The organism is Ruegeria atlantica, from assembly GCF_013032005.1.
Classification (GTDB): Bacteria; Pseudomonadota; Alphaproteobacteria; order Rhodobacterales; family Rhodobacteraceae; genus Ruegeria; species Ruegeria atlantica_A.
In genome coordinates this window covers 284,234-308,463 of record NZ_WQBE01000003.1, presented here as the reverse complement: position 1 = coordinate 308,463, position 24,230 = coordinate 284,234, and the positions used below count along the sequence as shown (strand labels likewise).

Here is a 24,230-nt window from a genome sequence, read left to right as displayed (position 1 = left end):
GACTCCGTTGACCAAGCGGAGACAAACAGTCGATCAGCTTGCATTTTGTGCAGGCTGATTTTCAACATTTAGAGACACCGCTTCACCGATATACAATATGTAGTATTGATCTGAAAACGGTCCATAGTGAAGCCATGAGGCGGCCCCAATAAAGTCAAATTTGAAACGTCTAACCGTCTTAAGTGTCCTGCGGTTGTGTTTGGTTGTGAGTTCGAGGGCGATTTAGCCCAGTTAAATAAACCGCAAAACGATCAGAACGGGCGGAAAGAAATGAGCCACAACCAGGCGGTCGGTGCATCGCACGACGAACCGAAAATTGAAGGACTTCAACCCGGCGCAAAACTACTGCGCGGTCAGTATGAAATCCTGCGTTTCCTAAGCAATGGCGGCTTTGGGATCACCTATTTGGCCCGCGACAGCCTAGAGCGTGACGTGGTGATCAAAGAGTGCTTTCCGAGTGCCTTGTGCCGTCGCAATGGCGACATGGTCGAACCCGCCGATCCTGACCACAAGGACGATCTGCGCGCCATCATTGATTTGTTCATTCAAGAGGCACGCAACCACGCGCGTCTGGTGCATCCCAATATCGTAGACGTCCACCAGGTCTTTGAAGACAACAACACCGCCTATATCGCGATGGATTTCATCAAGGGATGCGATCTGTTGGATTACGTTGAGAACTCCGACAACAAGGCCGGGCCGGATTTCATCGTACAGGTGACCGAAAGGATGTTGTCTGCGGTGTCCTTCATCCACCAAAGCGGCATGCTGCACCGGGATATCTCACCCGACAATATCCTGATCAACGAGAACGGCGATCCGGTGCTGATCGACTTTGGCGCCGCGCGCGAGCAAGCGGCACAGCAATCCGCGGCTCTGTTGACCCTGCGGGTTATCAAGGACGGTTATTCTCCCCACGAATTCTATGTGCGTGGCGCCGATCAAGGCCCCAGCAGTGATCTCTATGTGCTGGCCGCCACGCTGTATCACGCCATCAGCGGAGAACGCCCAATTGATGGTCAGACCCGCCTGAACGCATTCAACAATGACCAGGACGACCCATACTCTCCGTTGGCTGGACAGTTCAAAGGCTACCCGGATGGGTTCCTTGAAGCGATCGACAAGGCGATGGAGGTTCACGTCACTGACCGGCTGCAAAGCGCGTTGGATTGGTTGCGCATGTTCCGCGGTCCGGGCGTGATGTTCGATACGTTCGACTATCGTCCGGTTTCCGTCATCGTTGCGATGGACCGTAAGGATGATGAGGTTGAAAAAGCCCGGATCAAAGCCGAAAGCGAAAACGCCGAGGCGGTGGTCACCGCGCTGCTGGCTGGCAACGCAGATCTGGCTCTGGGCAACGAAGATAAAAACGACGATGAACTGGCCAAGTTCACGTCCAAGGAAGACACGGCCGTCGCCGTTGACACTGTGGTCAAAAGTGGATCAGGCGGCAGCGGAAAACTGGTTGCGGGCATTGCCGTTGTTGTGGCCGGTCTGGCGGCGGGCGGATACTTCCTGATGACCAGCGAAAAACCGGAACCCGCACAGGACATTGCGGTTGTGGCCGAACCCGCAACGACCGAGACTACCACCCCAGCAACAACCCAGGTCGAAACTGAAACGGCAGCACCTGTCGAGCAGACTGCTGATACCGAAGCCCCTGTCGAGCAGGTGGCCAACACCGAACCTACGCCGGAACCAGTTGAACCGGCGCCCGTTACGGCAGAACCGACGCCAGAGCCTGTCGAGCAGACACAGGCCCCCTCGGCTGACACACAAGAGGCCCAAGCCCAGACAGCCGAACCTTCACCCGCAGAGGTTTCGTCGGGAACCCCTGCGGAAACGCAAGTTGCCTTCTCGCATTGGGATGTCGAGATTCCGTTCCAGTTCTCGCGACGTCGTGTATCCACCGGCAGCATCATCGCCGTTACCGGTGTTGACCCGGCACAAGACATGTCGGTGATCGGCGATTGGGTCACGCGCGGCGCTGCGATCTATACGCTAAATGGCAAACCCATCCGCGAGAACGCAAGCTTCGCCGCGCATGTTCTGGATGATCTGTCCGTTGATCCTGACGGGTATATCCGTGTGACCGCGCGTTATCGTCCGCTGGGCAAGACCTTGGCCCAGAACGGCTTGCTGGCCCTGCCTGCCATCCGTGTGATCGGTTTGGAAAACGGCATTGGCTTTACCGTCCGCAATGAAGACGGTCAGGGCTGGAAGGCGACTGTAACAACCACCCCCACCGACACGGCGGGAAGCCTTCGGACTGGTGACGTTCTAATCTCGGAAGCGCAAACCGGGGCCATCCTGAACGAAGAAGAAAGCCTGGATGCCCTGCTGGAAGCTCTGGTTTCGGACAATCTCACGCAGGCCCGACTGACCGTGCTGCGCAACGGTGCCGAAGCTGAGGCCGTGATGCAGCTAGCGCAGGAGTAATCTGACCGGTTCGAAAGTGATCTGCCGCAAAGTGAAAGCGAAGGGTGGTGCCTGGAAATCCGCCACCCTGACGGGGACCGGCCCGTCGCGGCAGATAAAAGTTGGTTTGATTTCCAAAATGTAAGTGCCGTTGTGCCGATGCGCGCAGAGGCGAGTAGCAGCCCCGCAGGACGAAAACCCTGTGTCAAAAAGCAAAGGTGTCGACACCATGTTCAAATATAAAAGCCCTCTCAGCCGGCTTCTCGAAGGTGCCGGCAAACCTAAAGAAGCAGAAACCGAAGTAGAAGTGGTCGCGGAAGAAGCCGCAGAGCCCGAGGCGGAAAAGCCCCAGCCGATTGCGGATTTCAACGCACTGCGTAACGCGCTGGCCGGTGGCAACATGTCGTCGGAATCCTACGAAGAAGCTGACGAACTGATCCCCGAAAAGGACATGCCCGAGTTTTCCGACGAGCCGGAAGAAGATGCCTCGGATGACGTCGTGGTGACCGAAGTGGTCGAAGAGGCCGAGGATAACATCTTCGAAACACCCGAAACCCAGCCCGAACCAGAAGAGCCGGTTGTAACCCTGCACATCGCCACCGACGAAGAGGTCGAGACGGAAGAACCCGCACAGGCCGAGGAACCGCAGGAAGAGGCCATTCTTGAGGTTGTTGTTGAAACACTTGAGACCGCTCAGCCCGAGCCGGTTGAACCTGCGCAACCCGAACCAGTCGCTGAAATCGCGCCTGAACCAGAAATTACACCGGAACTGCCTCAGCCGGTTCAAGCGCCCGCCTCCGAGGACCGCCGTGGCCGCGTCAAGACCACGTTCCTTGGTTTTGAACGCGCCGACACGCACGTTCAGGAGATGATCGAAAGCGCAGAACCGGTAGCCAAGACCGAGACTGCGCAGGAAACCTTCCCTGTGGGTTGGCTGGTCGTAACCGCCGGACCGGGTCGTGGATCCTGCATCACCCTGACTGAGGGGCTGATGCAGATTGGCCGCAACGACGATCAGGCTATTCAACTGGACTTTGGCGACACCGGCATTTCACGCAGCAATCATGCGGTGATCGCCTATGATCCCGAAGACCGCAAATGCTATCTGGGTCACGGCGGCAAAGCCAACCTGGTCCGTCTGAACGGCAAACCGGTGCTGAGTACTGTTGCGCTGTCCAGTGGCGACCTGATCCGGATCAGCGAAACCTCAGTTCGATTTGCCGCCTTTTGCGATGACGGCTTTGACTGGCGGGATGCTTAATAGATGCTGGCGCAACCGGCATATGACATTGCTCTGATCCTGGAACAGGGTCAGCGCGACTCGCAGGAAGACGCGATCGCGGCGCGCATGTTCGATGCGGCCAATGCCAGCTATGTTGTCGTCGCCGACGGCATGGGTGGTCATGCGGCAGGCGAAGTCGCCTCGGAACTTGTGATTGCCGCCTGGCGCGAGGCCCTGGACGCTGAGCTTGAGAGCAATACCCCGACCGAAAGCGCGATAATCGACGCGTTGCCCTTGGCTGCCATGCAAGCCAATGCCGCAATTGCCGCGCGCTGCGAGGAAAACGGCGAGGGCCTCAACATGGGGTCTACCCTTTTGGGGGTGCTGTTGCTGGAACAGCGCGTGTTCTGGATTTCGATCGGCGACAGCCCGTTGTACCTGTTCCGCGACGGGGTGCTGCGCCAGATCAACGAAGATCACTCCATGGCTCCGGTCATTGACGCGCAGGTGGCCCAAGGCACTCTGACAGAGGCTGAAGCGCAGGTTCACCCGGATCGCAACCAACTGACATCAGTGGTCATGGGAGCCGAAATCCCCAAGGTCGATTGCCCGGAAGAGCCGCTGCACCTGACTGCAGCAGACGTGTTGATCCTGGGCAGTGACGGGCTGCAGTTCCTCAGTGACGCGGAAATTCAGACCATTGTGCAGGCCAACGCGCATGCATGGGCGCAGGACATCGCCGAAGCGTTGTTGCAGGCGCTTCACGCCAAGTTTGACCCCGATCAGGACAATGCCTCGATCGGTGTTGTGAAATTAACAAGAAACTAACCAAGGCAAAGATACAGGACCCATGAAAACCCATCTGTTCATATCCAGCCTGGCACTTGCTGCCGCGGCCGGAGCCGCCTCGGCGCAAGAGGCGTGCTCAACCTACGAAATCCAATCAGGCGACAGCCTGCGCGAATTGACGATCAATGTTTATTCGACCGAGGATTTCCGCATCATCTTTGACGCCAACCGCGACGTGATCGGCAACAACCCGAATATCATCCGCGTGGGCGACGTACTGACCCTGCCCTGTCTGGAAGATATCGGGCGTGCGCGGGAAGTTCCGCAAACGGAAGCAGAAGCCATGGCAGCCGAGATGGCAGCCGAACTGGTCGCAGCAGCCGAAAAGCGGGCAGCTAAAGCAATAGCCGAGGCCGAAGCCCGCGTAGCAGAAGCCGAGGCCGAAGCCAAAAAGACAAGCGAGGACGCGGTGGTTGCAGCCAAAGCCGCGGCCCGCGAAGAAATCGAAGCCGCCCGCGCCGAGGGTGCCGCACTGATCCGCGACGCGGATGGCGGGATCCGCCCCGATATTCGGGATCGCCAGTTGCTGCTGATCACCGGCGGCAACTATGCGCCGTTCACAGATGAGGCCCTGCCCCATCGCGGCCTTTATACAAATCTGGTGGAAACCGCGATGCTTCGGGCCGCACCCGAGCAGGCCTACAAGATCCAGTTCGTCAACGACTGGTCCTCGCATCTGGACCTGCTGATGCCGACACTGGCCTTTGACGGCACCTTCCCCTGGTCGCGCCCCAATTGCGAAACGGCCGAAGCCCTCTCGGAAAATGACCGCGCGCGGTGCGAGACTTACAATTTCTCGAACCCGTTCTATGAGGTTGTGGACACCTTCTTTGCCCGCGAAGGCTCGGGCTATGAACAGACGCTGACCTATGCCGATTTTGCGGGCACCACGATCTGCCGCCCCGAGGGTTGGTCACTGTCGCATATGGATGCAGTGGGTCTTTATGAACCGGCGATCACGCTGATGCGCCCGGTGTCACCGGATGATTGCTTTCACGCGGTTATGGAAGGCACCGCCGACATCGTCGCGATCGAAGCTCACTTGGCCGTCGGTGCAATCAGCCGCCTGGGCTATGAGCATCGCATTCTCGAAAACCCCAACCTGGCGGCGATCAAGTCGCTTAACGTCATGACCCACAAAGATAATCCGGATGGGGAAGCGATCCTTGAGACGCTCAACCAGGGTCTGGCAATCATGCAGCAATCTGGCGAATGGCGTGACATCGTTTCGACCGCTCTGCGTCATCAAATGGAAAATGGCTAAGGCCTCAACCGGCCTGACAACTAAAAAGTCTGGAGGAAGTGGACATGTTTGAATTCAACCTGAAGAAAGTCGCGCTGTCGGCAACAGCCGTCACCGCCCTGAGCGCCGGAGCCGCCGCCGCACAAGAAGCCTGCACCAACTATACCGTCGCGGATGGCGACACGATGGCCACCATCGCCATCGCAGCCTATGGCACGTCGAACTATCAGCCGATCTTTAACGCGAACCGCAACCTGATCACCAACCCGAACGATCTGGCCCCTGGTCTGGTTCTTGCGCTGCCTTGTGAAGACGGCAGCCTGCCGAACGGTCAATCCGCTCAGGAAGTTATTGCGGCCGAGGAACAGCGTGCGGCAAGCGTCAAGCGTTCGAATGTCTATGCTCCGCCGATCAAGATGGTCGCGGGCAACGGATGGGAGCCATTTACAACTGAAACTCTCAACGGTGGCGGTATTATGACCCGTCTGGCAACAACCAGCCTTCAGCGTGCGGGCAACCAGCGCGAATACTCGGTCAGCTTTGTTGATGACTGGAGCTCGCACCTGGACACCCTGTTGCCGCTTGGGGCGTTTGACATCTCGATTGCATGGACCGTTCCGGACTGCACTAACCGCTCGTATGAGTGGTCTGAAGCTACCGAAGCACGCTGCACGCAGTTTGTCGCATCGGTCCCGGTCTATGACATCGTGGGTGGCTTCTTCACACTGCCAGAAAGCGACTATGCAAGCGCGACTTCTTTCAAGGACCTTGAAGGCTCGACCATCTGCCGCATGGCAGGCTGGAGCATGGTGGTGCTTGAAGAGCAAGGCTTGAACCACAACAACACAACCGTGGTCCAGCCCAATACAGCCCGTGAGTGTCTGGATGCCGTATTGACCGGCACCGCAGATGTGGCGGCATTCGAAGTGGATCTGTTCGCATCGACAATGAATGACATGGGCTTGACCTCGGCTGACATCGTTGAAAACCCATATGTATCCACCTTGTCCTCGATGAGCTTCCTCGCGCACCGCACCAACCCGTTCGCACGCGAATACATTGCGATGATGAACAAAGGCCTGATTGAGATGCGTGAGTCCGGCGAGTGGTACGCGATCATCTCGGATACCCTGCGTGAGCAGAACGAAAAGCTGAACGCAGCGTCGAACTGATCTTTTAGTTCACCTGAAACCCTTAGGGCCGGTCTTAGGACCGGCCTTTTTTTGGTTTCTGGTACCGTTATTCGGTCAATTTCTTGGGGTTCAAATGCGGAGCCTACGGGAATCCCCTAATACCCGGAATAGCTCAGAGTGATATTCTGAAATCAACTAAACCGGAGAGGCGCAGCCTCCCCACTCACTCAAAAAAGGGCCGACTTTTGGGGGTCGGCCCTTTTTTCTATTTTGATCTCCATTTTTCAGCGAAAAAGCCACGGCTAAAGGCGTGACTTTCGGCGATCAGCCGATGATCGCATTCAATGTTGCGCTGGGGCGCATCACAGCGGCGGCCTTGGCCGGGTCGGTGTGATAGTAGCCACCAAGATCGGCAGGCGCGCCTTGCGCGGCGGCCAGTTCACCCAGGATCTGACCTTCCTTTTCGGCCAGCTCTTTGGCGATCGGCGCAAATTCGGCCGCAAGGTCTGCATCGTCGGACTGTGCCGCCAGTGCCTCGGCCCAATAGCGCGCAAACCAATAGTGGCTGTCGCGGTTGTCGGGCTGGCCAACCTTACGGCTGGGCGATTTATTGTTGTCCAAAATGCCTTGCGTTGCGGCCTCGGCTGCCGCACCCAGAACACCTGCCTTGGCGTTGCCTTTGCTATCGGCCAGGAAGTTCAGCGATTCACCCAACGCGCAGAACTCACCCATCGAGTCCCAACGCAGGTGGTTTTCCTCAACCAGCTGCTGCACGTGTTTCGGAGCCGAGCCACCAGCACCGGTTTCAAACAGGCCACCGCCGTTCATCAGCTTGACGATAGACAGCATCTTGGCCGAGGTGCCTAGTTCCAGGATCGGGAACAAGTCCGTCAGGTAATCCCGCAACACATTGCCGGTGATGGCGATCGAATCCTTGCCAGCGGTGATCGTTTGCAAGCTTTGCTGGGTCGCTTCGCGCGGGGCCATGATCAGGAACTTATCCGCCACGCCAGCGGCCTCAAGCGCCGGTTTGACGTATTTGATCAGCTCTGCATCGTGGGCGCGGTTTGCGTCCAGCCAGAAGATCGCCTCGGAACCTGTCAGACGCTGGCGGTCCAATGCCAGCTGAATCCAGTTTTCGATCGGAGCTTTCTTGACGGTGCAAGCGCGCCAGATATCGCCAGCCTCAACCTCATGTGACAGCAGGACGTCACCGTTAGCCAGCACGATGCGGATCACGCCATCAGCAGGCGCTTCGAACGTGGTCGGATGCGAGCCGTATTCTTCGGCTTTCTGCGCCATCAGGCCAACGTTGGCGACAGCACCGGCTGTGGCCGGGTTCAGCGCGCCATTGGCTTTGAAGAAGTTGATCGCCTCATCATAAACACCGGCATAGCAGCGGTCAGGGATCACACAGTTGGTGTCGCCCTTGGCACCAGTCTCATCCCAACCCTTGCCGCCCGCGCGGATCACTGCGGGCATCGAGGCGTCGATGATCACATCCGACGGTACGTGCAGGTTGGTAATGCCCTTGTCGCTGTCGACCATGTACATGGACGGACGATCAGCTTTCAGGGCGTCAATGGCGGCGACGATCTCGGCGTCGCCTTTGACGCGGTCCAGCAGATCACCCAGGCCCGAGTTCGGGTTCACACCCAAAGCATCCAGCTCAGCGCCGTATTTTTCGAACACCGGCGCCAACCAGGCTTTGACGGCATAGCCAAAGATGATCGGGTCCGACACTTTCATCATGGTCGCCTTCATATGAAGCGAGAACATGGTGCCGTCTTTCTTGGTGTCCTCAATGGCTTCGGTCAGGAAGGCAGACAGGGCTTTGACCGACATAAAGGTGGCGTCCGCCACGGTGCCTTCGTCCAGCGGCCAGCCGTCTTTCAGGACAGTCACGCTGCCGTCTTTACCGACGAATTCGATCTTTGCATCGCCCGCTTGTGCCGCGGTGATGGTGGCCGATTTTTCGTTGGCATAGAAGTCATTGCCGGACATCGACGACACTTTGGTCTTGCTGTCAGCGGCCCATTCTCCCATCGAATGCGGGTTTTTCTGGGCATAATTCTTGACGGCCTTTGCGGCGCGACGATCGCTGTTGCCTTCGCGCAGAACCGGGTTCACGGCCGAACCCTTGATCGCGTCATACCGCGCGCGGATCGCCTTTTCCTCTTCGGTCGAAGGCTCTTCGGGGTAGTTCGGGATATCATAGCCCTGCGATTGCAGTTCTTCGATGGCCGCAACCAATTGCGGGACCGAGGCCGAGATGTTCGGCAGCTTGATCACGTTGGCCTCGGGCGTTTTCACCAGCTCACCCAACGCGGCCAGATCATCGGTGATGCGCTGTTCGTCGGTCAGGTTTTCGGGGAAGGTCGAAAGAATACGTCCTGCCAGCGAAATATCCTTGGTTCCAACACTGACACCCGCGGCGCCGGCGAATTTGCGAATGATGGGCAGGAAGGACGCGCTGGCCAGCTCGGGCGCTTCGTCTACAATGGTATACAATATATCGAAGTTCGATTTTTCTGCCATATTCTTTTACCTTTTTTCAGCCTTTCGGGGCGTGCGATCCAAGAGTAGCGCCACATCTGCGTGGCTGGTACTGGGGCGCGGGAATCCAAGCGCCCCAATGGTGACTCTGATTTGACAGGGTCTCCCTTAAATCAGGTTTGCCTTGGGATCAATCGTCTAGTGGGGGCGCAAATTGACACGGGTCGTAAGATTACAGGGCTATACGAGCTGGAAAATGCTAAACTTGAGCCGGCAATCACTTTCTCTAGTTACCTGATGTCGCATTTTCCGAGCGAAAGCTGAGGTTCTCCAACAACTTCCCGGCTTGTATAACGTAGTCTGCAACCGCTTCGTTCAGATGTTTAGTCGACCCAGCATAAGCTTGTGGCGCAACTGACACCCCTCGCTTGCTAAACATGTCCAAGACCGCTTTTCGGCCTTTGTACGCAAGCGTTGGTAAAGCACTCTCTAATTCTGGTGTCGCCAAATCCGGGCGACCCATAACCGCAAAAAGATGACCGCGCCACAACGCTTCTCTTTTGTCCTTCCACAAATGCCAGTTAATAGCCGCGTAGAACCATCTTTTAGTGAATATTCCTTTTAAATGCTCATCGCTTTCATTCATGTACGCAGCAAGTCTCTGAACGTATTCTATCCCCTGCTCTTCATCTCCAATTGTAAGGTGGATAGTTGCTTGCATCAGCAACACCCCTTCTACATCCGAAGTCAAACGATCAACCTCTGACACTGCCTCCAATGCGCGCGAGAGGTCCCCTGTGTAGCCAAGGTGATAGTAAACTCGCACATTGTGAACCCAAGCCTGTTCCGGCCAACGCGTTGAAGCCTGATCCAAAAACGCCTTTACCCCATCTTTCCCGTCAATACGATTTAGTAAGCGTGCAACCGCATAACCGCTTTTGCTGCTGTCCGGCTTTATCTCGAGCACCCGTTTATGACCTTGGGCAGCGTCTTCAAGACGCCCATGTTTTTCGTCAATTTTCGACTTTTCAAGCAAGGCATTGATGTTGTTCGGATCAATTTGCAGCGTTTTGGCATACTCTGTTTCAGCCGCATCGAAATTTCCCTGTGCGTCCAACGCCATGCCGCGTCTTAGATGCGAGGTCGCATCGTTCGGTCGCAGGGCCAAAGCCGCATCATAGTTGGAAATGGCCTCAGCGTAACGCCGACCGCAGTAATAGGCCCACCCCCGTGCCTTCATCAGTTCATTTCTCTGATCCGGAGTGAGCCCATCGACCTCTATCAATGCCGTACATGCCGAAACAACCGTAGCCGTACTGCCATTGTTGCCTAGACATGTTGCGGTCAGCTGCGTGTATTTCGCTTCCAATCTGGAAGGTGAATTAAACGAAAGCAGCAATCACAATGATCAGGGCAGCAAGGCGTATATGCATCTAGGCTCCTTTGGGTCAGAGATACTCACCTTTAGGTGGTTATCCCCGGCCCATTCTCAAGATGCCTTAACCGTCAACCTGCTGTAAGTGAGCCATAAAAACCACACGCGCAACCGCGGTGATTGATCACACGCCCCACGTGTCGCTCAACCTGTATCCCTCAGGCCAGGGGTCGTCTGGGTCCAGCATGTGCTGATGGGTGCCGGTGATCCAGCCGCGGCCGCTGATCTCGGGGATAATCGCCGTTCGGTCACCGACCCGGGTTTCTTCAACGATCCGGCCTTTAAAGTGAGAACCGATGATCGAAACTGCATCGAACGTCTGCCCGGCCGTCATCTGCCCCTTTGCAGCCATCAACGCCATACGCGCCGATACGGCCGTACCGGTGGGTGATCGGTCGACCTTGCCCGGCTGGATGGCCACAGCGGACTTGCCCGTCAGGCCGGTTTCGGTGACCTCAAGCGGGCCACAAAAGGCGCAGAATGAGATGTGGTTCCAATCCGGGTTCTCGGGATGGGCAAAGCCAAGCTGTTCGTTGGCGGCATTCGTGATCGCCACACCCATGCGCGCAATATCGCGGGCCTCATTTTCAACAATCTCGATCCCAAGTGCGGCGGCGTCGACCACCACAAAGCTGTCGCCGCCATAGGCCGTGTCCACGGTCAACGTACCAACGCCGGGAACCTCCAACGGTACTGCGATTTTGTCGGCGAAACTTGGCAAGTTCTGCACGTTAATACGCTGGGCCTTGCCGTCCCGGCATTCTGCGCGGACCCGGACCAATCCGCCCGGCGCCTCAAGCGTCATATAGGTTTCGGGTTCCTGCATCGGGATGATCCCACTATCAAGCAGCACCGTCAACACGCAGATCGAGTTCGATCCCGACATGGGCGGCGTGTCTTCGGGCTCCATGATGATAAAGGCGGCGTCCGCCTCGGGGTGTTTGGGTGGCACTAACAGATTGACATGGCGAAACACGCCGCCGCGGGGTTCGTTCAATACAAAATTGCGCAGAGTCTGATCCTGGGCGATGAACGCGCGCTGATCCCACAGGGTTTCTCCGGGCGGTGGCTGGACCCCGCCGACGATGACATCCCCCACCTCACCTTCTGCATGGGCCGAAATCACGTGGATGGTTTTGATGCTGCGCATGTCTTGTCCTTAGAACCGGGTGGCGGAAAAAGGGGTTAGGGAAATCTGAGAAGGTTGCCCGTCAATCAAAGCTCCGACTAATTCAGCCGTTCCTGCCGATTGCGTCAGACCCAGATGACCGTGGCCAAAGGCATAAATGACGTCCGGCGCGTTCGGCGAGGCTCCGATCACCGGCAGACTGTCTGGCAGGGATGGGCGGAACCCCATCCACTGCGATCCCCCATCGGTGTTCAATCCGGGCAGGAATTGCACCGCTTTTTTCAGCAACGCGTCCGCTCGTTTGTAATTCGGCGGAAGGGTCAGCCCACCCAATTCAACCGCTCCGCCGATCCGAACACCGCCATTGATTCGTGTGGCGACAAACCCGTGGCCCGCAAATGTCAGATGCATACGCAGGTCAAACGCACCGGCAGGAAGGGTAGTGTTGTAGCCACGTTCAGTCTCAAGCGGAATCGCGTCGCCCAGTGTCCGCGCAAGGTGATGCGACCATGCGCCGGCACACAGAACCACCTTGGCCGCCTTGATTTCATCATCTGGCAAAGCGATCTGCACGCCGCCTTCATCAGCAGTCAGTCCGCGCGTGTCATGAATTTCAATCTGCCCTCCACGATCGCGAAAAGTCTGGGCCAGATGCGCAACCCATTTCTTTGGGTCGACAGTGTTCATCCAGTTCGGCGTGAACCCTGCATGGGTAAAACGGGGGCTCAGGCCGGGTTGTTTTTCGGCAAGTGCCTCGCGACTGTCCAGCAGTTCGAAATCGATCCCATGTTGGCGCCGCAGCTCCCACTCGGGCAGGCTGGCGCGGAACTCGGCCTCGCTTTCGTACAGCTGCATTTGTCCGTCACGCCGCATCATCGCTTCGCCGTTCACCGAAGTAACCAAACGGTCCAAAGCCGCGCGGGACAAGTCCATCAGACGCGCCTGCGCGCGCAGGTGATCTTGATACCGTCCCGGTCGGCTGGCCCGCCAAAACCGGTACATCCACGGCGCGATTTTCAGTGCATAAGCAGGTGGTACGGACAGCGGCCCCAGCGGGTCCAGAAGCCATTTAGGTGCCTTGCGCATAATCCCTGGCTTTGCCAGAGGTTCGACCTCAGAAAAGGCAAATGCGCCTGCGTTCCCGGCCGAGGCTTGTGCTGCAACACCCTCACGATCCAGAACCAGAACGCGATGGCCCCGGCGCTGCAACTCAAGCGCGGTTGTGATGCCGATTACCCCCGCGCCAATCACGACGACCCGCGAGGTCATAGGTTAATGCCCGCCTTGAAGGGGTCATTGTCCCCAAAGATTAGCGTCGCCTCGGCCATAATATGGGCCCGCCCGGTTATCGACGGGATGACACCACCATTCGTGCCGGGCTGATAGGACAGGTGATAGGCGCTGCCTATGACGCTGTGTTGCACAATCTCTTCGCCGGGTTTCAGCACCCCATCAGCGGCCAGACAGGCCAGACGCGCGGAACTGCCGGTGCCACAGGGGGACCGGTCATAATTGTCGTCCGGGCACAGCACAAAGTTGCGACCATGGACCGCCGGATCATCCGAGGCGCCCTGAAAGATCACATGATCGATCGGTTCACCCTGTTCTCCGCCAATCCTTTGCGCAATCGAGGCCTCTCGGATCGCAACGGTCATATCGGTCAGCTGAGGGATATTTTCAGTTTCCACCGGTATAGGGCTGGGATCAACGATAAAGAACCAGTTGCCGCCATAAGCCACATCGCCGGTCACCGCGCCATAACCCGGCACATCCAGCGTCACCCCGCGATGCACCCGGCGGCTTTCGATATTCGTGACGGTGACAGTGTTGGCGTCGTGCAGGTCGACCGTTACGATCCCAGCAGGCGTTTCAATGCGATGTTGTCCAACACCGATCCGCCCCAGATGGGCCAACGTGACGGTTAGCCCGATGGTTCCGTGACCGCACATGCCCAGCACGGCATCCACGTCAAAATAGATCACGCCAGTCACACAGGTCGGATCAACCGGCTCGACCAGCAGCGCGCCAACCATGGCAGGCTGGCCGCGCGGCTCTAACATGATCGAGCGATAGAACTCCTCATGGTCTGTCGCCAACCGGTGGGCGCGTTCGCCCAACGGGCCGGAACCCAAATCGGGTGCGCCACTTAGGATAACCCGTGTGGGTTCGCCCCCGGTGTGGCTGTCGATCACATGCATTCAGCGATTACTCCGCCCTGTTTGGACCAGTCGGCGAACCATGTGCGGAATAGGTCATATTGCTGTTCGCAATAGTTGCGCTGCGCATCTGTCAACTCGTCCGTTTCATTGAAGTGCAGACGGTATTCCTGTTCCCCGTTCAGCACCAGAAGATGCTTGTAATACAGCACCAGGTCAGGGCCTTCGTCAAAGCTGGACAGCACATGGATCGCCTCGGTCAGCTCTCGCGCGCGCTGGCGGGCCTCGGCATGGCCTTGGGCCGCCTTTTTGGACAACCCGGCCAGCAACAATGCCTCACGCGGCAAGGCGGTGCCTATCCCGGTGATCGAGCCCGTCGCGCCGCAATTGACAAAGCCATGATAAACCTCGGTATCCACGCCGACCATCAGGGTGACCTGATCATCCTGACTGGTGATGTTTTCGGCCGCATAACGCAGATCTTCCTTGCCGCCGAATTCCTTGAATCCGATTAGGTTTGGATGCTCGGAGCGCAGGGCAAAAAACAGGTCTGCCCGCGTGGCGAATCCGTAATACGGGCTGTTGTAGATGATCGCGGGCACATCCGGCGCGGCGGTCAGGATCGCCTGGAAATGGTTCTTTTGCGCTGCCGGAGAGCTGCCACGCGACAACACGCGCGGGATTACCATCAGGCCAACCGCCCCAACCTTTTGCGCATGGGCCGCATGGGCCACAGCAGATTTTGTATTGATGGCACCGGTCCCAACCACCACGGGCAACCCTGCATCGATCAACCGTTCAACACCCTCCATCCGCTGTGCGTCTGTCAACAACGGCCAATCCCCCATCGAGCCGCAATAGACCACCGCTGACATTCCCGCGTCGATCATCTGCTTTCCCTTACGCACCAGCGCGTCGAAATCAGGTGTGCGATCAGCCTTACAGGGGGTCATAAGAGCAGGCATGGTGCCGGTGAAAACATTGGTCGTCATCGAAGTTTTCCTTCCAATAGGCAACGTAGAGGCGGGTTGAATTCACCCTTTTGACTCGCCATAACGGATATTGGATACAAAATCCAGAAAATTTGCGGCTGACGAAAACGCACCAGATCACAGAGACCGGTGCGTTTTGCTTCACTCAGGATTTTGCGATTACCGGAACCGTTGCCCGGTTTCAGGATCGAATAGCATTGCTCGATCTGACCGCACGGTGATACCGATACGCTCCCCTTGCTTGCTGCGCTGGTCTTCGCGCTCTTCAATGATCAGCTTGTCGCCATTGGGGGTCAACAGATAGGTATAACTTACCCCACCAAGCGCTTCGGTCAGATCAACGGCGCAGGTTTCGGCTGCACGATCAACTTCGATATGTTCGGGACGGATGCCCAGGGTCACCTTGTTCAGTCCCGCAGGTACATTGGCCGTCACCTTCAACGGTGCGCTAAGGGCGGGATGCGAGACTTTACCGTCCGCAAAATCACACTCCAGAAAATTCATCGCGGGCGAGCCGATGAACCCAGCAACAAAGCGGTTGTCCGGGTCGCGATACAGATCCATCGGCGCGCCGACCTGCTCAATCCGGCCGTCCCGCAATACCACGATCTTGTCGGCCATGGTCATCGCCTCGACCTGATCATGGGTCACATAAATCATCGTTGCGCCGATCTCATTGTGCAGCCGCGCGATTTCGACCCGCATCTCGACACGCAGTTCAGCGTCGAGGTTAGACAGAGGTTCGTCGAACAAAAACACCTCGGGTCCCCGAACGATGGCGCGGCCAATGGCAACCCGCTGTCGCTGACCACCAGACAGGGCCTTGGGCTTGCGTTTGAGGTACTGATCCAGTTTCAGGATATTCGACGCCTGCTCAACCTTTTGGTCGATCTCGGATTTGGCCACCCCGTTCATACGCAGACCAAAGCCCATGTTCTCGGCCACAGTCATATGCGGATACAGAGCGTAGGTCTGAAACACCATCGCCACGCCACGCTTGGCCGGATCCATATGGGTTACGTCACGCGCACCAATATTAATCTGACCCTCGGTCGTCTCTTCAAGCCCCGCGATCATGCGCAGCAAAGTGGATTTGCCGCAGCCAGAGGGGCCAACGAAAACACAAAACTCACCATCTTCGATGTCCAGATCAATACCGTGGATTACCTGCGTCTCGCCATATCGCTTGATCGCCTGGTTCAGAGTCACTCCGGTCATGTCGCTTGCATCCTGTTGTTGTCGGCGCTTTGGCGGGTCTCGGGGAACCGCCAGGCCTGTGCTTCGGCTCCGATCTGTTCGGCCACTCGGCGAACACGGGGAACCCAGGTTTCCAATTGTTCGAAATTCATCCGCTCGGTCGATCCGGTGACCGAAATTGCCCCCAGCATCCGCCCGCCCGACGTCAGAATCGGACAAGCGATGCAAATAATGCCCGGCTCGTGTTCTTCATCGTCGATGGCATAGCCGCGACTGCGGATCAGGTCGAGGTCAGCGCGTAGCGCCGCCTCAGAGGTCAGGGTTTTATCCGTGAATCGGTGATAGCTCTGCTGAGAAACGGCGCGCTCCAGCGCGACCTCATCCAAATACGCCATCATCGCCTTACCGACGCCGGTACAATAGGCCGGGCCGACCTTGCCCGCCTGCGAATACATCTCGATCGGTTGCGCGGCGTTGCGCTTGTCGACGTACAGAACCTGACTGGCATCCAGCTGCGCCAGATGCACCGTTTCCCCAGTCTCTGCGCTCAAAGCATCCAGAAACGGCCGCGCTATCGGCGCCAATGAGCTTTGTGTCCAGGCCGAATGCGCAAGCCGCACCAGCCGCAAACCGGGCGTATAGGTTTGCCGATCAGGGTCATATGACAACATGCCCTGATTGGTCAGCGTTTGCAGAAACCGATAGAGCGTAGCCTTGGGGAAATCGCTGCTCTCCAATAGTTCCGCAAATCGGACCGGGCGCGCAAAAGCCGCCACCTGATCCAGCACCTCACATGCTTTTCCTATTGTTCCGTCACCTGCCACTGGCGTGTGTTCTCCTCCTATTGACCCATCGCCATCTTCACGAGGGTCTTGACAAGACTAACCGAGTCGATGTGTAGTTTTCAATATATAAAACACGGTTTCATTATTTGAAACTAAAAATGGAAGCTAAGGGAGGAAACCATGCATTCCATGTTCAAGCGTACTGCGGTGGCGTTGGCGGCCAGTGCGGCACTTGCCGCGCCAGTAGCAGCCGAACTGTCCGGCGAGCTGCGAATCTTCCTCGACACATCGAACCCGGCGCCCCGCGCGACGATGGAAGCGATGATCGATCGGTTCGCGCAACAGCATCCGGGGCTCGAGATTGAAACCACCGTGATCGACCGCGAGGCGTATAAGACTCAGATCCGCAACTTCCTTACGGCGGACACACCGGACGTTGCGACATGGTATGCAGCCAACCGGATGAAGCCCTATGTTGAGGCCGGCCTGTTCGAAGACGTGTCCGATCTTTGGGCCGAACCCGAGATCGCAGACAATCTCGCCTCGACCAAAGGTGCGATGACCCTTGATGGTAAGCAATGGGGCGTGCCCTATACCTACTATCAATGGGGCGTTTACTACCGCAAAGACATCTTTGATGAGTTGGGCCTGACCGAGCCGACCACCTGGGAAGAAGAGCTGGTCAACTGTCAGAAGATCGTCGATTCCGGTCGCGCCTGTTACACCATCGGCACCAAGTTCCTTTGGACTGCCGGTGGCTGGTTCGACTACCTGAACATGCGCACAAACGGCTTCGACTTCCACAACCAACTTGCCAATGGCGAAATCAGCTGGGAAGACGACCGGGTCAAGCAAACCTTCGCCAACTGGAAACAGCTGATCGACATGGGTGCGTTCATCGACAACCACCAGACCTATAGCTGGCAAGAGGCCCTACCCTTCATGGTCAACGGCGAGGCCGCGGCGTATCTGATGGGCAATTTCGCCGTCGCTCCGCTGCGCGAGGCCGGGCTGACCGATGATCAACTGGATTTCTACCAGTTCGTTGCCATCAACCCTGACGTTGAACTGGCCGAGGACGCGCCGACCGACACGTTCCACATCCCGGCCAATGCATCGAACAAGGAAGCCGCACGTGAGTTCCTGCGCTTCGTTGTATCCGCGGATGAACAGTCCCAGATCAACAACGGCGCCAATCTCGGCCAACTGCCAGTGAACGCGCAATCAACCGTGGATGACGACAAGTTCCTGCTACAGGGTTTCGAGATGCTGTCGTCGAACAGCCCCGGTGGCGTGGCGCAGTTCTGGGATCGTGACGCGCCGGCTGAAATGGCCAAGGTGTCAATGGAAGGGTTTCAGGAATTCATGGTCAAGCCGGACAATGCCGACCGCATCCTTGCGAAACTGGAACGCGCACGTCAGCGCATCTACGACAACTGAACCGGTCGGGTCGGGCGAAAGCCCGGCCTGCACCTCAATCCGCGTAAGACGGGTGGCAACCCGTCTTACTCAACCTACCTAAAACCCGAGTTTGCTCATGTCAGCCGTCGACGTCCCAGAACAGGAAAGCTGGTTCCACAGAAACCAACAACGCATTGCGCCCTGGCTGTTTCTGGCCCCGGGCCTGCTGTTCTTCATGGTTTATGTGATCATCCCGGTGTTCCAGTCCTTCAACCTGTCCCTCTATGAATGGGATGGACTTGGGGCGGCTGAATATGTGGGCTTTCGCAACTATGAAGACCTCTATTGGGAATGGGTTGACCGGGATGCATTCTATACCTCGTTGAAAAACAACCTGATCTGGCTGATCCTCTATCTGGCCGCCATCCCGGCGGGCCTGTTCATCGCGCTGCTCTTGAACCAGACGGTCTGGGGCATCCGCCTGTACAAATCACTGTTTTTCTTCCCCTTCGTTATTTCTCAGGTCGTCGTCGGCCTCGTTTTTACGTGGTTTTATGACCCGACCTTCGGCCTGCTCAATGAATTCCTCGGTCTGTTCGGCATCGAGCCGCTGAACGTGCTAGGGGATGAACGCTTTGTCACCTATGGCATCATCTTTGCCGGTCTGTGGCCGCAAACGGCCTATTGCATGATCCTGTACCTGACCGGCCTGAATGCCGTGGACCCCGAACAGATCGAGGCCGGGCGTCTGGACGGCGCCAAGGGCCTGCGGATGTTATGGCACATCATCCTGCCGCAACTGCGCCCCGCCACGTTCATCGCCTTTGTCGTGACCATCATCGGCGCGCTGCGCAGCTTCGATCTGATTTCAATCATGACCCAGGGCGGCCCGTTCGGATCATCCCGCGTGCTGGCCTATTACATGTTCGAGGTCGCCCTGTCCGAATACGGCTTCCGTATGGGATATGGTGCCGCCATCGCTGTGATCCTGTTCCTGATCATGCTCTGCTTCATCGCCTACTTCCTGTGGTCGATGTATCGCGAAGAAAAGGGGCACTGAGATGTTTCCCAAACCTATCGAAAAACAATCCCGCGCGGCGCAAATCAGCTATCAGGCTATGCTGCCTTTGGCTTTGCTGTTGTGGCTGGGGCCGTTGTTGGCGGTCGCCCTGTTCTCGGTCAAACCGGCTGCGGACTTCACCAACGCGAACTATTGGGGCATGCCGTCCAGCTTTGAGGGCGCGTTCAACTATGGGCAGGTCTTCTTTAATTCAGACATGCCACGGTATCTGCTGAACTCGTTCCTGATCACCATCCCGACGGTGGTCGGGTGTGTCGCGCTCAGTACGATGACCGGGTTCGCGCTGGGGATCTACAAGTTCAAATCGAACATCTGGATATTCTTCATGTTCGTGGCAGGCAATTTCGTGCCGTTTCAAATTCTGATGGTGCCGGTTCGTGACCTGACCCTGCAATTGGGTCTCTACAACACCAAAACCGGGCTCGTGCTGTTCCACATCGCCTTCCAGACTGGGTTCTGCACCTTGTTCATGCGCAACTTCATCCGCGCCCTTCCGTTTGAGCTGATCGAAGCTGCCCGGGTCGAAGGTATCAGCGAATGGCGTATATTCTGGTATGTGGTCCTGCCACTGATGAAACCAGCCATCGCCGCGCTCAGCGTGCTGATCTTCACCTTCATCTGGAACGATTATTTCTGGGCCGTTGTCCTGACCCAAGGGGCCGAAAGCCAACCTGTTACCGCAGGCATCACCAGCTTTAACGCGCAATTCCGCGCCGCCTATCAGTTGATGAGCGCCGGCTCCATCGTGGCAGCCTTGCCGCCGGTCGCTATGTTCTTCCTGATGCAGAAACACTTCATCGCGGGCCTGACCCTCGGTGCCGTCAAATAGCTTCGAACCGGAGTTCGCCTTATGACCAAGATCACCTTTATTGGTGCGGGTTCCACGATTTTCATGCAGAACATCGTGGGCGATGCCACGCTGACCCCTGCGCTGGCCGACAGCCACTTTGCGCTGATGGATATCGACGCCGAACGCCTGGCTGAAAGCGAGGCGGTCGCCCGTGCGATGATCCGCTCGGTCGGATCGGGTGCGACCGTATCCACCCATAATGACCGCCGCGCGGCGCTGGACGGGGCGGATTTCGTGATCACCGCCTTCCAGATTGGCGGCTATGAACCCTGCACAGTCACCGATTTTGAAATTCCCAAGCAATACGGTCTGCGACAAACCATAGCTGATACGCTGGGCATTGGGGGCATCATGCGCGGCCTGCGCACGGTTCCTGTGCTGTGGGATGTGGCGCGAGACATGATGCAGCTGTGCCCGAATGCAACCCTGTTGCAATACGTCAACCCAATGGCGATCAACACTTGGGCGCTGGCCGAGCAATTTCCAGCGGTGAAGCATGTTGGCCTCTGCCACTCGGTTCAGAACACGGTCGAAGAGCTGGCCCATGATCTGGACCTGCCTAAGGACGAGTTTCGCTATAAGGTCGCTGGCGTAAATCACGTCGCCTTCTTTCTACGGTTGGAACACCAGGGGCGCGATCTCTACCCCGCATTGCGGCAGGGATACGCAAGCGGTCAAATACCCAAGGCCCCGCTGCTGATGCCACGTTGCCCCAACAAAGTCCGGTATGAGGTAATGGACCATCTGGGCTATTTCTGCACCGAAAGCTCCGAGCATCTGGCGGAATACGTGCCGTGGTTCATCAAGGATGGGCGGTCGGACCTGATCGAGCAGTTTTCGATCCCGCTGGACGAATACCCCACCCGCTGCGTCGAACAGGTGGCCAGTTGGAAAGAACAGGCCAAGACCCTGACCGACGGGCGCAATATTAATGTCACCCGCAGCCATGAATTCGCCGCCGACCTGATGAACGCCATCGTCACCGACACGCCCTACGTTGCCTATGGCAACCTGCCCAACACAGGCCAAATCCCGCAATTGCCCTTGGGGGCTGCGGTTGAAACCCCGTGCTTGGTGGACAGCAACGGCGTGCAGCCCTCGGTGGTCGCGGACATCCCACCGCAGTTGATCGCGCTGATGCGCAGTCAGATCAACGTGCAGGAGCTAACGGTGCGTGCGCTGGTCGACCGGAACCCCGAATACATATATCACGCCGCCATGATGGACCCGCACACTGCCGCCGAACTGGACCTGCGCCAAATCCGCAACATGGTTGATGATCTGCTCATCGCCCATGCCGATTGGCTGCCGGACTGGTGCAAACCGGCAAAAGCCGCCTGACCCCAAGAATAGAAGGCAGAACAAATGACTAAGAAACGCCGATCACAGCACTGGTATGGCAAGCTGGACAAAGATGGGTTCATCCACCGCTCGTGGATGAAGAACCAGGGCTTTCCAGACCACGCGTTCGACGGGCGCCCCATCATCGGGATCTGCAACACATGGTCGGAACTAACGCCCTGCAACTCGGGCCTGCGCGATCTGGCCGAAGGGGTCAAACGCGGCGTGTGGGAGGCCGGAGGTTTTCCGGTCGAATTCCCGGTCATGTCGCTGGGCGAGACGCAAATGAAACCCACCGCCATGCTGTTTCGCAATCTGTTGGCGATGGATGTTGAGGAATCGATCCGCGCCTATGGTATCGACGGCGTTGTCCTGTTGGGAGGTTGCGACAAAACCACACCGGGTCAATTGATGGGTGCGGCCTCGGTTGATCTGCCGTCTATTGTGGTCAGTTCCGGCCCGATGCTGAATGGTAAATATCGCGGCCAGGATATCGGGTCAGGCACAGACGTCTGGAAATTCTCTGAAGCCGTACGCGCAGGTGAAATGACCCTGCAGGATTTCATGAGTGCGGAATCCGGAATGTCGCGCAGTGCGGGCGTTTGCATGACGATGGGCACGGCCAGCACAATGGCGTCGCTGGTCGAAGCGATGGGCATGAGCCTGCCCACCAACGCCGCCCTGCCCGCTGTCGACGCCCGTCGCATGGCGCTGGCACATCTGACCGGCAAACGGATTGTCGAGATGGTGGACGAAGATCTCAAACCCTCGGACATCCTGACCAAGGAAGCGTTTGAAAACGCCATCCTGGCCAACGCCGCCGTGGGTGGATCGACAAATGCGGTGGTTCATTTGCTAGCATTGGCAGGCCGCGTCGGAGTCGATCTGACCCTGAAAGACTTCGAAATCGGTTCAGACATTCCCCTTTTGGTGAACTGCATGCCCTCGGGCAAATACCTGATGGAGGATTTCTGTTACGCAGGCGGCGTTCCCGTCGTTCTGTCCGAGCTGAAACCCTTCCTGCGGCCCGCGAAAACGGTTTTGAACAAGGATATCTCGGCCCATTATGAAGGGGCTGAATGTTTTAACCGCGACGTCATCCGCCCCTTTGACGATCCGGTGAAACCCGCCGCGGGCCTGCGCGTGCTGCGCGGCAATCTGGCCCCGAACGGCGCCATCGTGAAACCCTCGGCCGCGACGGACGCGCTGTTGGAGACCGAGGCCGAAGTCTACGTCTTTGAGAACATTGAAGACCTCAAGGCCAATATCGACCGCGACGATCTGCCTGTCACGGCTGAGACCATTTTGGTGCTGAAAGGCTGTGGCCCCAAAGGGTATCCCGGCATGCCCGAGGTCGGCAATATGCCGATCCCCGCGCGGCTGGTGAAAGAGGGTGTGCGCGACATGATCCGCGTCTCGGACGCGCGGATGTCAGGCACAGCGTTCGGCACTGTAATCCTGCATGTTAGCCCCGAGGCGCAGGCGGGTGGCACATTGGCACTGGTAAAAACCGGCGACCGCATTCGCGTATCCGCCAGCAAGGGCGAGCTGGAGTTGCTGGTGGACCAAAAGGAACTGGACGCCCGGCGCGCAGCATGGCAACCCGACGCCCCGCATTACACCCGCGGATACGCGAAGCTTTATATTGATCATGTGCTGCAGGCCGATCAGGGCGCGGACCTTGATTTCCTTGTCGGCAAAGACACACGCCTTGTGACCAGAGAGAGCCACTGATGGACCAACCCGCCACTTTCCACGATTTGAACGGTGCATCCGTCTATATTACCGGCGGCGGCTCGGGGGTGGGCGCCGCGCTCACGGACGGGTTTCTGGCCCAAGGCGCAAACGTTGCCTTCATCGGCCGGTCCGACGCCAGCGATTTCGTCGAAGAGATGCGCGACAAACACGGCCGCGCGCCATTGTTCATGCAAGGCGACATGACAGATACCGAATTGCTGCACGCCACCATGCAAAAGGCGGCCGAGGCTCATGGCCCCCTGAACGTGCTGATCAACAACGCTGCCAATGACAAACGCCACGCGCTTGAGGACACTACTTCCGAGTTCTGGGACTGGATGATAGAAGTGAACCTCAAGGCCTATTACTTTGCCTGTCAGGAAGCCGCGCGCCAGATGCAGGATAAGGGAGGTTCTATCGTCAATTTCAGCTCGATCAGCTACATGATGGGTAATGCAGGTTATCCGATTTACACCACTTCAAATGCCGGGATCACCGGGATGACGCGATCCTTGGCGCGCGAGCTTGGGCCGCAGAACATCCGCGTGAATGCGCTGGCTCCGGGCTGGGTTCTGACGCAGAAACAGCTGGACATGTGGGCCACGCCCGAAGATCTGGCCGCGCATTTGGACCGTCAATGCCTGAAAGAACACCTGACGCCCGAGGATATGGTTGCACCGACCTTGTTTCTGGCCTCAAACGCCAGCCGCGCGATGACCGGGCAATGCATGGCCGTCGATGGCGGCGTTGTCGTAACGGGGTAAA

Annotated in this window: 19 protein-coding genes; 11 read left to right on the top strand and 8 right to left on the bottom strand. The window is 57.6% G+C overall.

Going from position 1 to position 24,230, the window contains the following annotated elements; genetic code table 11:
* Window positions 1-270: 270 nt before the first annotated feature.
* From GOX21_RS08980 to GOX21_RS08960, 5 genes are all read left to right on the top strand, one after another.
* Window positions 271-2,439: a serine/threonine protein kinase gene (locus GOX21_RS08980; RefSeq protein WP_170377089.1), complete on the top strand. Its 2,169-nt coding sequence runs from the start codon at window positions 271-273 to the stop codon at window positions 2,437-2,439.
* 208 nt (window positions 2,440-2,647) lie between these two features.
* A complete protein-coding gene (locus tag GOX21_RS08975) occupies window positions 2,648-3,679 on the top strand; it encodes an FHA domain-containing protein (RefSeq protein ID WP_170377087.1) in 1,032 nt (343 codons plus the stop codon).
* Window positions 3,680-3,682: 3 nt separating this feature from the next.
* Window positions 3,683-4,468 carry a PP2C family protein-serine/threonine phosphatase gene (locus tag GOX21_RS08970; protein ID WP_170361723.1) on the top strand — a complete coding sequence of 262 codons (786 nt, stop codon included), beginning with the start codon at window positions 3,683-3,685 and terminating at the stop codon, window positions 4,466-4,468.
* A 22-nt stretch (window positions 4,469-4,490) separates the two neighbouring features.
* On the top strand, window positions 4,491-5,753 hold the full coding sequence (locus tag GOX21_RS08965) for a substrate-binding periplasmic protein (RefSeq protein WP_170349893.1): 1,263 nt from the start codon (window positions 4,491-4,493) through the stop codon (window positions 5,751-5,753).
* 44 nt (window positions 5,754-5,797) lie between these two features.
* Window positions 5,798-6,904, top strand: coding sequence for a transporter substrate-binding domain-containing protein (locus GOX21_RS08960; RefSeq protein WP_170349894.1), 1,107 nt, complete (start codon window positions 5,798-5,800; stop codon window positions 6,902-6,904).
* A 285-nt stretch (window positions 6,905-7,189) separates the two neighbouring features.
* On the opposite strand, the gene GOX21_RS08955 is transcribed toward GOX21_RS08960, so the two are convergent.
* The 8 genes from GOX21_RS08955 to GOX21_RS08920 form a co-directional block, all read right to left on the bottom strand.
* Window positions 7,190-9,403, bottom strand: a complete 2,214-nt coding sequence (locus GOX21_RS08955; protein ID WP_170377085.1) for an NADP-dependent isocitrate dehydrogenase — start codon at window positions 9,401-9,403, stop codon at window positions 7,190-7,192.
* A 244-nt stretch (window positions 9,404-9,647) separates the two neighbouring features.
* Window positions 9,648-10,601: a tetratricopeptide repeat protein gene (locus GOX21_RS08950; RefSeq protein WP_254428511.1), complete on the bottom strand. Its 954-nt coding sequence runs from the start codon at window positions 10,599-10,601 to the stop codon at window positions 9,648-9,650.
* Window positions 10,602-10,920: 319 nt separating this feature from the next.
* Complete coding sequence (locus tag GOX21_RS08945) at window positions 10,921-11,946, bottom strand: trans-3-hydroxy-L-proline dehydratase (RefSeq protein ID WP_170377081.1); 1,026 nt, start codon at window positions 11,944-11,946, stop codon at window positions 10,921-10,923.
* Between the two features lie 9 nt (window positions 11,947-11,955).
* Window positions 11,956-13,194: an NAD(P)/FAD-dependent oxidoreductase gene (locus GOX21_RS08940; protein WP_170377079.1), complete on the bottom strand. Its 1,239-nt coding sequence runs from the start codon at window positions 13,192-13,194 to the stop codon at window positions 11,956-11,958.
* Complete coding sequence (locus GOX21_RS08935; protein WP_170377077.1) at window positions 13,191-14,123, bottom strand: proline racemase family protein; 933 nt, start codon at window positions 14,121-14,123, stop codon at window positions 13,191-13,193. The genes GOX21_RS08940 and GOX21_RS08935 overlap by 4 nt, the downstream gene beginning before the upstream one ends.
* Entirely contained in the window at window positions 14,114-15,073 is a 960-nt protein-coding gene (locus GOX21_RS08930) for a dihydrodipicolinate synthase family protein (protein ID WP_170361729.1), read from the bottom strand. Before GOX21_RS08930 ends, GOX21_RS08935 begins: the two co-directional genes overlap by 10 nt.
* Before the next feature lie 159 nt (window positions 15,074-15,232).
* On the bottom strand, window positions 15,233-16,291 hold the full coding sequence (locus GOX21_RS08925) for an ABC transporter ATP-binding protein (protein WP_170377075.1): 1,059 nt from the start codon (window positions 16,289-16,291) through the stop codon (window positions 15,233-15,235).
* Entirely contained in the window at window positions 16,288-17,094 is an 807-nt protein-coding gene (locus GOX21_RS08920; RefSeq protein ID WP_170361731.1) for an IclR family transcriptional regulator, read from the bottom strand. Before GOX21_RS08920 ends, GOX21_RS08925 begins: the two co-directional genes overlap by 4 nt.
* 141 nt (window positions 17,095-17,235) lie before the next feature.
* On the opposite strand from GOX21_RS08920, the gene GOX21_RS08915 reads away from it, so the two are divergent.
* The 6 genes from GOX21_RS08915 to GOX21_RS08890 all read left to right on the top strand — a co-directional run bounded on the left by GOX21_RS08915 (window position 17,236) and on the right by GOX21_RS08890 (window position 24,229).
* Window positions 17,236-18,495 (top strand): ABC transporter substrate-binding protein, encoded by a 1,260-nt coding sequence (locus tag GOX21_RS08915; protein ID WP_170361732.1) that lies wholly within the window; start codon window positions 17,236-17,238, stop codon window positions 18,493-18,495.
* 97 nt (window positions 18,496-18,592) lie between these two features.
* Window positions 18,593-19,516 carry a carbohydrate ABC transporter permease gene (locus tag GOX21_RS08910; protein ID WP_170349904.1) on the top strand — a complete coding sequence of 308 codons (924 nt, stop codon included), beginning with the start codon at window positions 18,593-18,595 and terminating at the stop codon, window positions 19,514-19,516.
* Between the two features lies 1 nt (window position 19,517).
* Entirely contained in the window at window positions 19,518-20,366 is an 849-nt protein-coding gene (locus tag GOX21_RS08905) for a carbohydrate ABC transporter permease (RefSeq protein ID WP_170349905.1), read from the top strand.
* Window positions 20,367-20,387: 21 nt separating this feature from the next.
* Window positions 20,388-21,728: an alpha-glucosidase/alpha-galactosidase gene (locus GOX21_RS08900; RefSeq protein ID WP_170377073.1), complete on the top strand. Its 1,341-nt coding sequence runs from the start codon at window positions 20,388-20,390 to the stop codon at window positions 21,726-21,728.
* Between the two features lie 24 nt (window positions 21,729-21,752).
* Complete coding sequence (locus GOX21_RS08895; protein WP_170377071.1) at window positions 21,753-23,462, top strand: IlvD/Edd family dehydratase; 1,710 nt, start codon at window positions 21,753-21,755, stop codon at window positions 23,460-23,462.
* A complete protein-coding gene (locus tag GOX21_RS08890; RefSeq protein WP_170377069.1) occupies window positions 23,462-24,229 on the top strand; it encodes an SDR family NAD(P)-dependent oxidoreductase in 768 nt (255 codons plus the stop codon). The genes GOX21_RS08895 and GOX21_RS08890 overlap by 1 nt, the downstream gene beginning before the upstream one ends.
* The last annotated feature ends 1 nt before the right edge of the window (window position 24,230 follow it).